Origin of the sequence: Desulfitobacterium sp. (genome assembly GCF_035539115.1) — a bacterium.
GTDB lineage: Bacteria > Bacillota > Desulfitobacteriia > Desulfitobacteriales > Desulfitobacteriaceae > Desulfitobacterium_A.
The window spans coordinates 34,042-47,045 of sequence record NZ_DATLJA010000042.1 but is presented as its reverse complement, the minus strand read 5'-3'; the positions used below and the strand labels follow the sequence as shown (position 1 = coordinate 47,045).

The 13,004-nt window shown below is 43.3% G+C and carries 12 protein-coding genes; 9 read left to right on the top strand and 3 right to left on the bottom strand.

The genetic code is table 11. From position 1 onward, the window contains the following. The first annotated feature begins 68 nt into the window (after positions 1-68). Entirely contained in the window at positions 69-818 is a 750-nt protein-coding gene (locus tag VM640_RS07830) for a sulfite exporter TauE/SafE family protein (protein WP_325390987.1), read from the top strand. Between the two features lie 48 nt (positions 819-866). Further along, entirely contained in the window at positions 867-1,391 is a 525-nt protein-coding gene (locus VM640_RS07825) for a TIGR00725 family protein (protein ID WP_325390985.1), read from the top strand. Between the two features lie 146 nt (positions 1,392-1,537). Here the strand turns inward: VM640_RS07825 and VM640_RS07820 are convergent, their stop codons facing one another. The 3 genes from VM640_RS07820 to VM640_RS07810 all read right to left on the bottom strand — a co-directional run bounded on the left by VM640_RS07820 (position 1,538) and on the right by VM640_RS07810 (position 5,890). Beyond that, entirely contained in the window at positions 1,538-2,137 is a 600-nt protein-coding gene (locus tag VM640_RS07820) for a ribonuclease H family protein (RefSeq protein ID WP_325390983.1), read from the bottom strand. Positions 2,138-2,293: 156 nt separating this feature from the next. Next, positions 2,294-4,327, bottom strand: a complete 2,034-nt coding sequence (locus VM640_RS07815) for an N-acetylmuramoyl-L-alanine amidase (protein ID WP_325391064.1) — start codon at positions 4,325-4,327, stop codon at positions 2,294-2,296. Between the two features lie 240 nt (positions 4,328-4,567). Further along, the gene (locus VM640_RS07810) at positions 4,568-5,890 is read right to left on the bottom strand and encodes a radical SAM protein (RefSeq protein ID WP_325390982.1); all 1,323 of its coding nucleotides are present in this window, start codon (positions 5,888-5,890) and stop codon (positions 4,568-4,570) included. A 201-nt stretch (positions 5,891-6,091) separates the two neighbouring features. Between VM640_RS07810 and VM640_RS07805 the strand changes: the two genes are divergently transcribed. From VM640_RS07805 to VM640_RS07775, 7 genes are all read left to right on the top strand, one after another. Continuing rightward, positions 6,092-6,325: a hypothetical protein gene (locus VM640_RS07805; RefSeq protein ID WP_325390980.1), complete on the top strand. Its 234-nt coding sequence runs from the start codon at positions 6,092-6,094 to the stop codon at positions 6,323-6,325. A gap of 257 nt (positions 6,326-6,582) precedes the next feature. Next, the gene (locus VM640_RS07800; protein ID WP_325390978.1) at positions 6,583-7,488 is read left to right on the top strand and encodes a ketopantoate reductase family protein; all 906 of its coding nucleotides are present in this window, start codon (positions 6,583-6,585) and stop codon (positions 7,486-7,488) included. A 26-nt stretch (positions 7,489-7,514) separates the two neighbouring features. Next, a complete protein-coding gene (locus VM640_RS07795; RefSeq protein ID WP_325390976.1) occupies positions 7,515-9,422 on the top strand; it encodes an APC family permease in 1,908 nt (635 codons plus the stop codon). A 19-nt stretch (positions 9,423-9,441) separates the two neighbouring features. Continuing rightward, positions 9,442-11,127, top strand: coding sequence for a M3 family oligoendopeptidase (locus VM640_RS07790; protein WP_325390974.1), 1,686 nt, complete (start codon positions 9,442-9,444; stop codon positions 11,125-11,127). Between the two features lie 9 nt (positions 11,128-11,136). Then, on the top strand, positions 11,137-12,414 hold the full coding sequence (locus VM640_RS07785; RefSeq protein ID WP_325390972.1) for a hypothetical protein: 1,278 nt from the start codon (positions 11,137-11,139) through the stop codon (positions 12,412-12,414). Next, positions 12,407-12,691, top strand: a complete 285-nt coding sequence (locus VM640_RS07780) for an EscU/YscU/HrcU family type III secretion system export apparatus switch protein (RefSeq protein ID WP_325390970.1) — start codon at positions 12,407-12,409, stop codon at positions 12,689-12,691. The genes VM640_RS07785 and VM640_RS07780 overlap by 8 nt, the downstream gene beginning before the upstream one ends. 19 nt (positions 12,692-12,710) lie before the next feature. Then, the gene (locus VM640_RS07775) at positions 12,711-12,998 is read left to right on the top strand and encodes a UxaA family hydrolase (RefSeq protein WP_325390968.1); all 288 of its coding nucleotides are present in this window, start codon (positions 12,711-12,713) and stop codon (positions 12,996-12,998) included. Positions 12,999-13,004 lie beyond the last annotated feature (6 nt).

Sequence of the window (13,004 nt, the reverse complement as noted above, 5' to 3'; positions counted from 1 at the left end):
ATTCTCTATCGGAAGCTCAATTATCTAAGGCAGAGATGATTAATCGCCACACATAAAAGGAGAAAAACATGGGAACAATTTTACTTCTATTGGCAATTGGCGTATTTGCCGGTTTTCTAAACACAATAGCAGGGGGTGGTTCCTTATTAACCTTGCCGATTCTCATCTTTTTAGGCCTACCGACAGCAGTAGCCAACGGGACGAATCGGGTGGCTTTAGTTGTTCAAAATGGGGTCGCTGTCTGGAATTTCCGACGCAAGGGTTTTTTTGACTGGCGTTTGGGTCTGTTCTTTGGAATTCCGGCCATGATCGGTTCTATTCTCGGAGCCAGACTTGCTATTTACACCCCAGATGCGGTATTTAATAAAATCCTTGCATTTGTTATGTTAGTTGTGCTCTGGTTAACTATTAGGCCGAAGAAAAAGAAAAGCAATTTTGTACATCAAGAGCATTTAAGCAAGAAACAAAGGATTATTGGAGTCCTCGGTTTCATCCTGATCGGAGTATACAGTGGTTTTATTCAGGCAGGAGTTGGGTTCGTCATTATGGCCTTCACGAGTACGCTGATTGGGATGTCGCTGGTTAAGGTGAACAGTATTAAAGGTCTAGTCATCGGACTATGTATGATTACATCCTTAATTACCTACATCTTACATGGTGATGTGCGATGGTCTTATGGTTTACTTCTCGCCGCTGGGCAGGGGGCTGGAGCTTGGGTAGGCAGTAATTTCGCTGTCAATAAAGGGGACAAATGGATTCAAAGAATCCTTGTTGTTACCGTACTTTTTATGGCTGCGAAGTTGTTCTTTAAGTTTTAACGGATGAACATCTAAGTTTTGTCGTCTAAAGAAAGAGGTGATTGAAACGTGATACGTATTGGAGTCATCGGACAGTCAGGGGAATTACCCCGTGAAATACAAGAATTGGCTCTAGACCTTGGAAGGGAAATAGCGCAGAGAGGATGTGTTTTGTTGAGTGGCGGTACCAATGGAATCATGGAGTATGCTTCAAAGGGAGCCAAAGAAGCGAACGGACTTGTGGTCGGAATTTTGCCTGGAGATACCCGGGACAGGGGCAACTCCTACATTGATATACCGATTACGACTGGGTTAAGCTTTGATTATCGGAGTTTGATCCTTGTTCATTCTTCCGATGCACTGATCATGATTGGCGGCGGAAACGGTACGCTCGGAGAACTCTCGGCAGCATATCTCAACCGTAAGCCGGTCGTCGTTCTTGAGTCTTCGGGAGGCTGGTCAGGAAAAATCAGGTCTGCAGCTTATGAAGAAGCCTATCTTGATGAAAGAAAGAGCATTAAATTGGATTATGCGCAAACAGTGCATGAGGCCTTAGATATAGCTTTGAGTCACATCGACAAGGGACTCGTCTGAGTTACTAGAGCAACCCGAACTAGGCCAGACTATGTACAGCTAAACACTGTAGAGGTTAACCTTTAAAAAGAACCCTAGGAATTGTTCGTTATCAACTCATAGGGTTCCTTGCATAGTATTCTCCTTCAATCTCATAAAACGTATTCTTACTTTATTATCCCCAACGCCGTCTTGGCCTTGTTATCCACATATTCGTTAAACTTATTTCCTGTATGAGCTTTAACCTTCTCGAAGGCATAAACTCCTTGATACTCATTCATAAGTTTACAATACTTCTGGGTAAATTCATTTTTTGCTCTCCATTCACCCGTAACCCAAAAGGCAATTCCGGCGTAATCATAAAAAATTCGAATGGTTACTCCTAAGTCAGCAGCCCGTTTTACAGCAAAAAGAACCGCCGCTAATTCACCCGCTACATTACGCATTACGGCCGCTTCAGGACTTTTCCCCACATTGCTATCTTCATAAACCACTTCATCCTCTTTGACGAAGGCATAAGCCCAGGAATATTGGCCATTAAGATAACTGCCATCAGTGTAGACCTCATAATCCGTAGGTTGAGCGTTTTCTCTGAGTTCACTTCGATTATCGTTATACCATTCTAGTGCAGCATTTTCGGTCTCAAACCGTTTGTAAACTGCACCGGAAAATCCCCGGATTGCTTTCTCACACTCCGCCCAGGTTGTAAAGATTCCTGTTTCACGACCTTCTTTTATAGCATAAAACTTTGGCTTTATTGTTGGCATTCTTTCATACCTCACCTTAATTTAAATGATCACTTAGGTTATCCCTATTTTAGTAGATTTGGGTAAATATCGCAATCTATCGTGTCCACAATCACAATAAAAAAACTCCGCAACCCTTTTAGGTTATTTCAGGGGTGTGGAGTTCTTAATGGAACCTCAGGATTTGGGGATGGGGTTTTTATAGTAGGTATAGATCCCGTGTAAGATAGCTGACGCTACGTTTTTTTGGAACGTTGGATTCTGTAACCGAGCTTCTTCATAAGGATTGGAGATGAAGGCAGTTTCAAGTAAAATCGCTGGCATGTTGGTATTGCCTAAAACATAAAGGCGACCTTCCTTAACCCCGCGATTTTTAATTTGGATCGAGTCAATGATCGCATTTTGGATACTGTTGGCAAGCTGTATGCTCTCATTGTTGAACGGATTGTCTGAAGAATAAAAAGTTGATGTCCCTTGGGCATCAGGGCTGGTAAAGGAATCATTATGGATACAGATAAATAAATCAACATTATTCTTGTTCGCGAGATCCACTCGGGCCTGTAAATCGTTTATTACGGAATAATCACTAGCTGGAGAGATATCCTTATCACGAGTGAGGAGAACCGTTGCACCCGCTTGTTTTAAAATATCTCTAAGGGCAAGGGAGATAGCCAAATTATTATCTTTTTCAAATGATCGGTTTGGTCCGACTGCCCCTGAATCAGGTCCGCCATGTCCAGGATCGACGAGAATCTTCTTACCCGCTAAGGCATTAGCTGGTAAGCCTTGAAAAGTATCCAGCAGAACTTCAGTCGAAGGATCATAGGTTATTGGAACCGAAGGTATTGAGCTAGCTGGCTGTGTTGTGCTCACCGGCGGAGTACTAATTGTGCCACCCCGGGAAGGTGACTCCGGTTTTTTGATTTCCGCAGGCAGCGGGGAAAAGTCTTGAAGATTAGCTTGGTAAGTTGAAGAAGCTTTTCCGCCAATAATATTTTCGGTGTGCGTACTGATTACACCCGAGCCACCGAGAATCAGAACGGTACCGTTGATCGTTAAATCGGTAACCGCTTGATTAGCTGAAGCGATTTTAACATAATTCGCCGAAACCCATCCAGTGGTCGATTGATAGGTCGTTCGATACCACTGGCTTTGCTGAGCGCTAAGGTCAATCGTCGTGCCCTCAGGAATCGCGAGCAGAATTTTTCCGGTTGCCGAGGGAGTATCTCTAAGATTCAATCCGCCTTTAGCGGTAATTTGGCCTATTTGGACTGAAGTATCTGTTCCCGAACCGGCGTTCTGAACAGAAGGCTCAACCTGCATATGCTCTCGCATAAGGGCATAAACCGAGGGGGGAATATCATCTTTTTCCGAAAGAAGCAGAGGAGCCTTATCTTTGGATGCCAAAACTGTACCAGCGACAGCATCTGGAAAGTTCTGGCCGGAGGCCAAGAAAAAGTTATTTGAAGTATAGGAGGCCTGCATGGAAGAAACAACTTTAGCATTGGTTTCATAGCGATCCTGTCCGCCTAAACGACTTTCAACCTTAAAATTATGTTGAGCTAAATCCACGGAAGGGATAACTCCTTCGCCCCCGATAACCACCAAGTGTTGGGGCCGGGTCACTTGGTAATAGTCGATGACAGATTGCGGAAGGGTGTTCGAGGTCAAAACGATCGGGATATGTTTAATCCCAGCATAGCTTGCGGCAGATAAAGCATCAGGAAAATCATCCCCATTCGCCAAAATTAAGGAATCACTGTGTAGGCGCTGGGCCAGAAGAATAGAGGTTTCATAACGATCTGCTCCACCAATTCTTTCCCAAGTCAAACCTCGTTGATTTAATTCCTCCTCAATTGAAGGCCTTAAACGACCATTTCCTCCAAGCAAGATGGTATTTTGAGGATTTAAACGCTTAATCTCTGCAATTACCCGAGGATCAATCGAGTCTCCTTGGGTGAGCAGAATGGGTGCGTTTAAGTTCACTGCAAAAGGAGTTGAGGCGATAGAATCAGCGTAATCGGAGTATTCCGATAAAATAACCGTTTGAGCGTTTTGCCAGCCTTGTTGGGATATCTCAAGAGCCGTCTCGACTCTGTCCTGACCAGCTATTCGCTCGATTGGGTAAGCTAAAGGGCTTGCTTGTGCAAATAGGGGTAAACCTAATAAAACAGCAAGTAAAGTGATTACCGAAAAAATGACTTTTTTCAGAATGCCCAATCCTTTCTTTTATGTAATTCTATGTCGATTATACCAAAACATTAGACTTTTGGGACATTAAAAACGAGAATAGGGGCAGAAAATTAGAAAAAGTCTTTGGCATTGCCTTTATGACAATGCCAAAGACTTTCTTATACTAACAGAAAGTATAAGTTTTGGGCAGATAGCATAAGTGCAACTAAGGCTTCCGCCTACGCCAGAGGCTTGGCGCAAGCCAAGTTTTCTTTAGGCTTATACATCCTCACGGGGATTAAATATTTTCGGGGTCGTCAAATCTAGCTTCAACTCACGGAGATAACTCCCATCCTCACGTTTTTCCCTAACCTGATAGGAGATTCCGATTTCCAGGTCTAATTTTGCTAGCGACTTAATTTGGTCTACATGAAATTCCAGGTAATCATAATCTTGATTAATCTGATAACCTGTGTAGCGATTTTTCTTAAAGACGCTTAACACCTGAGGAATATCCTCGCCAAAAACCTTAGCTGACTTAAAAAAGTAATCTTTAGCAGAAAAGTAAAGGGCTTTGGTGACTCGCTGATGATCATTTTGTTGATAGATCTGAGCGGTATGCTTGTTTTCTAAGGAACAATACTGCGCACCTAACGTGAGGTGCTGATCGAGAATAAACTCAAGCAGTTCTAAACATTCGACCTCACTTTGTGAGACGGGTAGTCCTCCGGCGTACCAATAATCATAGAGAACGCGGTAAGCCGGATTTTTGACTTTAAACCCCTTTTCTTTAAAGATCTCAGCATTATGGAGCGGAAAACAGAACTCTAAGAGGTTGATTCCAAAGATACCCAGTGCATCAAGCTTGATCACTAATTTTTTCATCTCTTCTAACGTTCCAGGGATAACTGGCATTTCAACCATAACGCTAGGGATATAATCTCTAGCTAACTTCATTTTTTCTAAGATACTGTCCTTAAGCTCCTCCGGATCCTCCATTTTGATACTGAAACGGATCTCATTAAGGTTTGATTCTTGGAGCCCCCTAAGGATCTCTTCATCTAATAAATCACCAGAAGTATATAAACGTGTATAAGCATGAGGAAACTTGGTCCGTGCATACTGAAAAAAGTCTAGGGTCTCAGCTTTATGAAGCAACGGTTCGCCGCCAGTCAAACCCAGCTGCGTGAGTTTTCTGCCATCATGGTAAAGGTCGTCCAGCTCCTTGCGGTAATTTCTCTTTTCTTTCAAGAATTCTTCATAATGATCCTGATTTGGATTAAAGCAGAAAAAACAATGGCGATGGCACCTAAGAGAAATAAATAGGGATATGCTGCCAATTCCTTTCTGGCAAGCCTGACAAGCAGGTGAGATTTGGTTGACCACAATGCTTTTACCATCATTTCTAAATATTGCTCCTTTCGCTTGGAGCTTTTGCAGGATTTCTTCAGTCTTCGAACGCAGATCTAAATCAAGCTCAAGCCCGGTTTGTTGAACCCAATCTTGAAATCCTTGCTCGATTCTGAAATAGATTTGAGCATAGTCCCTCAGGACTGGATTTTTTATCGTCTTAAGTTCTTCCTCAGTCAGATTGATAAGCATGCGGCTAAAACTCCTTTTATCTTCTTATTGTAATATCAAACTCACTCTATATAATAATCTAGTTCGTTTCTTCGGGCAATTATTCGTGACCACTTTTTTCCTTGGTGCAAGTTCGAAGAAATGCAGGATAATTTAGACCTGACTAAGAATAATATTCCATAGCTTACATGACTGGCTCAATTTGAAAGGAGAAAATATCTGATGTCAAAACTCTATCGAATTTTGGGATTCGTTGCGCTTCTTTTCATTCTTGTTACGTCATTAACTTTTGCCTTGAGTATTGTTGTTGTCGGCGCAGCCGTGACCAGTTTGTTCGGAATATACAGATTTTACGTAGCGAAAAAAATCTCGCGAAATAACAAATCGAGATCGAAGGCAATGGGCTATTCCTCAGGCGAAATTATTGATATGAACGTGGATGATCGAAAGGAATGAAGCTACCTCTCACACGCACGCTGACCTCAATGAAAAAAGTGTTAACCTTGAACAATCTCCTACAATGGTACATACTGGGGCCATCCACAATACCATTGTACGCCAAGCATAGGCTCAGGCTGGAACGAGAGAACCCTATATTAAAGGCTTATATATTGAATACTATCAACATTCAAGGAAGAGATTTTAAAGAAAAAACATAGATCTTTAGCCAAGAGATCACAAAGTAAAAGAATCGCAAGAGGAGGGTGTCTCTAATGAATATTATCGTTATCGGAGCAGGAGCTGTCGGAGGTTACTTTGGTGGAAAAATGGCTCAAGCGGGAATGACTGTGACCTTTTTGGTCCGTGAGAAAAGATACCAACAACTCAAGGAACGGGGACTTCGCGTCGAAAGTGTTCACGGGGATTTCATAGTCCAACCTCATTGTGTCCTGAAGGCAGAAGAAGTTGAGAATCCCGATTTAGTGATCCTATCGGTAAAGAATTACCAGCTTGAAGGGACGTTTCCCGATCTTAAGAATTTCGTCGATCGGGGAGCTAAAATCTTACCTCTGATGAATGGAGTTCAGCATATTGATCAGCTTGTTTCCGCCTTCGGACTTGAACATATAATAGGAGGGCTTTGTTATATCGAATCTACCCTCAATGAATTTGGAGATATTCTTCAGAAAAGCTCTATACACGATATTGTTTTTGGTCCTTTAACTGAGATGAATTCCACATTTTTTCAAGAGCTTGAAGCATTATTTCTAAAGAGTGGAGTTAACGTAAAACTTAGCACAGAGATCCTTACTGAGCTATGGACAAAATATATTTTCTTGGTTACATTAAGTGGTATGACAACTGCGACTCGTAACCCTATTGGTATATCCTTGAAGGATCCGGTGACATTCGCTTTCATCAAAGACTTCGTCGAAGAACTCGTTAATCTGGCCAAAACGCTCAAGGTTAAGCTTCCAGAAGGTTTCACAGAACAAATGATCCAACGGATTAAGAATACAGCTCCAGAAATGACCTCCTCCATGCATCGCGATTTCGAAAAAGGGCATCCTCTCGAATTAGATAGCCTACAGGGAGCAGTTCTCAATATGGCGGAGCAGCAAAAGGTCGCGACTCCGTGTACCCGGGCCATCTATGCCTTACTCCACCCATTTAAATAAGTCAACACATAGGAGTGGTCAGAAACGTGTTTACTCGTCTCAAGCGGTGGCTATTAGGTGAAAGTTTATCCTCCGATCAATTAAGCCAAGAAAAATTCAATGTCTTTTGGGGACTTCCAGTTTTAGCGAGTGATGCCATTTCCTCAGTTGCCTATGCTGTTGAAGAAATTCTCTGGGCGCTCGTCCCGGTGATTGGGTTGGCTTCATATCTTTGGATGCCCAAAGTCGCCGGCGCCATTATTCTCTTACTTCTTATTTTGACCATTTCTTACCGTCAAATCGTGGATGCTTATCCGGGCGGGGGAGGGGCCTATAACGCAGCCAAAGAAAACTTAGGAACAAAGTTCGGACTTATAGTGGGTGCCTCTCTTTCAGTCGATTATACCCTGACTGTTGCGGTTAGTATTAGCGCAGGGACGGCTGCTATAACCTCTGCTTTACCGATGTTATACACGCATCGGGTCGTGATTGCTCTACTCTTAATCGTTTTGATTACGATTGGAAATTTACGCGGAATAAGGGATTCCTCAAAGTTGTTTGCCATCCCCACCTATGCCTTTATCGTTTGCGTCCTGATTCTCATTGTGGGGGGGATTATGAACTATTCCACGGCTAACATTACTCCCGTTTCTGCGGTTATTCCTTCAACGGTAAGCTTTGGTACGCAAGCGGTTACGATTTTCCTACTGATGAAGGCGTTTTCTTCGGGTTGCGCAGCCGTCACTGGGGTTGAAGCGATCTGTAATGCTGTGCCCAACTTCGAAGAGCCGGCAAAAAAGAACGCAAAAATAACGTATATTCTCCTAGCCGCAGCAGTGATCATCACCTTTGGGGGAGTTGCCTATCTGGCGAAAATTTATCAGGCCGTCCCGAATCTAGAGCAAACGGTAATTGCGCAGATTGCAACTCAAGTCTTTGGTCGCGGAATTATGTTTTATCTGATTCAGGCTACGACAGCAATCATTTTGGCGATGGCTGCCAATACGGCTTTTGCGGGTTTCCCCACGTTGCTCTCAGTTATTGCTCAGGATGGTTATGTTCCTCGACAATTTGCTTTAAGAGGACATCGTCTGAGCTTTTCCAATGGAATTATATTTTTAGCCATTGCGGCAGGGTGTTTAGTAATCATTTTCAAAGGAGATACCCACCTCTTGATTCCACTTTATGCGCTTGGCGTTTTTACCTCGTTTACACTGGGCCAGGCCGGAATCTTTATGCGCTGGATCCGGACCAAGCCCAAGGGCTGGAGGTACAATTCTTTCGTTAATGGACTCGGGACACTGATCACGTTTATCACAGTAATCGTAATTGCAGTCACGAAATTTACGAGTGGTGCTTGGATTGTCATGATCATCGTTCCGCTTCTTGTTTCACAAATGCTCAAAGTCAGAAAGCATTATTCCTATGTGGCCAAACAGCTCGATATTCCAAATGACCAAATCGACAATCTGAAGTTAATGGTAAAACCCCAAAATTATGTCATCTTACCCGTGCAAAGTCTCAATGCGATGGTGATCAAGGCGTTACGTTATGCTCGAAGCATGTCCACAGAGATTGAAGTTTTTCACGTCGAAACGTATGAAGGGGAAGCTGATAAACTGCGGGCGAAATGGGCAAAGTTAAACACAGATATCCCTCTGGTAATCAAGCTGTCGCCTTATCGCCATATTGTGGGACCGCTAACCGAGTATATCAACTCAAATGAGCATGCCTCCAGATCGGAGGATATCGTGACGATTCTCTTACCTCAGTTTATCGTCGCGAAACCTTGGGAAATGGCACTCCATAATAATACAAGTGTATTCATCGCCCGCGCCTTATTGAAGAAACGAAATATCGTTGTGTCCTTCCTCCCGTTCTTTATCGAGGAAAAATCCGAGGTTTATAAAATAAATCATCGCCATACGGACCAACCTAATCTACTTAAACAATAATTTTAAGGGAGGTAAAGACATGAAATTTAAGGACTACATCTACATTCGCCCGGACATTACGGAAATACAAACCACGTTTCACACTTCGCTCGATCATTTTCAGCACGCCACCAGCTTTCAGGAGCAAGATCAAGTGATGGTTGAAATCAATCTACTTCGCGAGAAGTTTGACTCTATGTTTGAACTAGTTCAGATTCGCCATAGTGTAGATACTACGGACTCATTTTATGAAAAAGAGCAGGAGTATTTCGATGAGAATAGTCCAATTTACGAAGGCCTGATTTCCGAATTCTATCGGGCGTTAGTGAGCTCTTTGTTTCGCGAGGAATTAGAAGATAAATGGGGAAAACAACTCTTCCGGATCGCGGAATTGACCCTTAAGACCTTTAAACCAGAAATCATTGAAGACTTACAGCTTGAAAACCAACTCGAAAGTAAGTACATGAAACTCATCGCCTCGGCTAAAATCCCTTTTGAAGGGGAGGAACGGAATCTTTCCGGACTGGGACCTTTTCTCCAGTCCACTGATCGGGAAATGAGGAAGAAAGCCAACCAGGCTAAGTATTCCTTTTTTACCGAACATGAGGAAGAGCTCGACGCGATTTATGATCAACTCGTCAAAGTACGGACTGTGATTGCCCAAAAACTTGGCTACGCCAATTACGTGGAACTGGGTTATGCTCGTATGCTCCGTTCCGATTATGATCCCGAAATGGTCGCTCAATTTCGTAAGCAAGTGGAAGATGAAATCGTCCCTGTCGCGACCAAACTTCGCGAACGGCAAAAGACGCGTCTGGGTCTAGAGCAATTGATGTATTATGACGAAATGCTTAGCTTTCCTGATGGCAATGCAAAACCCCAAGGAGATTCTGAATGGATCCTAAAGAACGGACAACGGATGTATAGCGAACTTTCTCCGGAGACGAACGAGTTTTTTAACTATATGCTTGAACATGAACTCTTGGATCTGGTCACTCACAAGGGAAAAGCAGGGGGCGGGTACTGTACCTATATAAGTGCATATCAGTCTCCATTTATCTTTTCAAACTTTAATGGGACTTCCGGGGATGTGGATGTCTTAACCCATGAAGCGGGACATGCTTTTCAAGTGTATTCAAGCCGAAGTTTCGCCGTACCGGAATATCATTGGCCTACCTATGAGTCTTGTGAGATCCACTCGATGAGCATGGAATTTTTGGCATGGCCTTGGATGGATTTATTTTTCAAGGAAGAGGCGGGTAAGTATCGCTTCACCCACTTAAGCGAAGCTCTTCTCTTTATTCCCTATGGAGTAACTGTGGATGAATTCCAGCATTTTGTTTATGCTCATCCCGAGGCGACTCCAGAAGAACGAAAAAGGGCATGGCGAGAAATTGAGAAGAAATATCTCCCGCACAGACTATACGAGGACAACGAGTACTTAGAGCGCGGCGGGTTCTGGCATCAGCAAGGACATATTTTTAGTTCACCTTTTTATTATATTGATTATACCTTGGCTCAGATCTGCGCCTTCCAATTTTGGCAGATATGGAGTGAAAACCGTACTCAAGCCTGGGGAGACTATCTCAAACTCTGCCAAGTCGGTGGAAGTTTATCCTTCCTTGAGTTAGTAAAACAGGCAAATCTTATTTCGCCCTTCCAGGAGGGCTGTGTTCATTCCGTCATTGGCGCTATTGAAGCGTGGTTGGACAAGGCTCAAGAATAGAGGTTGAGTATGAATATTCAAGGTCTCAACATGGCGAACAACTTATTGAACTTTAATTCGAGCGAGCTACGCGAAGGACAACGCCTTTTTGTCGAAGTCCTTCGTTCAGATTCCTCTGGCCATGCGGTAATCAACATCAAGGGTAATCTTCTTGACGCTATCTTAGAAACCACAGCCCAACCCGGAGATAAATTTTGGGCTGTCGTCAAGGAGGTGGGAACTCAGGAACTGGTACTTGCAAGAGAAGTAAAAACAGCTCCGGGTTCCTCCGGAAATATTCTACTTTCTCGAGAGCAAGGCTCACTTCAGAGTGGTGGAGGACTCGCTGGATTTTCCGCGCTCGATCAAGAACTAGCTCAGGCAATTAACACAGCCAAAAAACTCGATTGGACCATGCTTCTGGGAGAGAGTATTAAAGAAAGCCAGGGGCAACAGACACAGCAAGCGCAGCAATCTCAAGGAACGCAGCAATCTCAAGGAACGCAACAATCTCAAGGAACGCAGCAATCTCAAGTAACTCAGCAGTCTCAAGGGACTCAGCAATCTCAAGGAACTCAAACGGATCTACAGTCTTCGGGATCGGGCCTAACTCCAAAGTCTTTATTAGGGTTACCTGAACAGCTTTTATCAATTCTCCCACGATGGTCGGAATTAAACGGGGATAATGGTCAGGTGCAGATTCGTGACTTTTTAAACAAATTAGGAATAGGTTATGAACGCAAATTGGCTGAACTTCTTCTTGCTAAAGATAAACCACCTGAGGAAGAATTAGCTCAGCTTAGGAACTCGCTCAAAGCCCAACTCCTACTAGGAGTCAACGCTCAAGAAGATAATTCCTTAAACTCGAAATTACAGGGTCTCCTTGAAAAGATAACCGGACAACAATTAATCTTAGGAGATATCAATAACTCTTATCTCTGGCTAAGTTTGCCTTTACAAGATAATCAGCGCATACACGATGCCAAAATAGCTTTACAAAGTGATCGGCAGAAGAACGCATTAGATCAGTCGCACTGCCGAATTGGAGTATATTTGGAAACTCCAACCTTAGGTAAAATCGGCGTCGATGCTTATCTTGCTGAAAATCTATTGTCCCTACGGGTTCTGAGTGTAGACCCACAAGCTATTTCTGATCTTCTTCAGGAATTTAAAGAGGAAACGATTGCACGCTTTGCTCACTTAGGGTTAAAATTAACGGGAATTGATGTCTCTCTCTGGGACTCCAATTCCGAATTCCAAGATTTTGTCTCGGGCGAACCTCGACAGGGGGTAGATATTTATGCCTGAAGCCGCACAACCCAAAAAAGCGGTTGCTTTAAGTTATGATGGTTCCGGAGCACCGAAAGTAATTGCGCGGGGAAGAGGAGAATTAGCCCAAAAGATCATCGAAGTTGCCCAAGGTGAAGGCATCCCGATTCAAAAAAATGGAGCCTTGGTTGATGTCTTAGTCCAGATTGATCTTAACCGCGAAATTCCGTCCCAACTTTATGTTGCAGTAGCTGAAATTTTAGCGCTAGTCTATAAACTGGATAGCCGTAAACAACAAAAGTGGAAGAAAATCTAGACTTCGGAGGTGTATTTCGATGAAGAAACAAGCAGTTGTAATTCGTGATCAAGATAATGTTGCTACGGTAGTGGATGACTTTAAAGCGGGAACTCTAATCCATTTTTTCTTAGGAAATCAAGAACAATCGGTACTCCTTCTCCAGGATATTCCTCTTGGACATAAGATTGCTATCCGTGAGATTCCAATAGGGGAAGAGATTATTAAATACGGCGAAAGCATTGGTGGGGCCACCCTAGATATTAAAGCCGGTGAGCATGTTCATGTTCATAACATGGAAAGCCTGCGCGGTCGCGGAGATAAATAGCGAAAA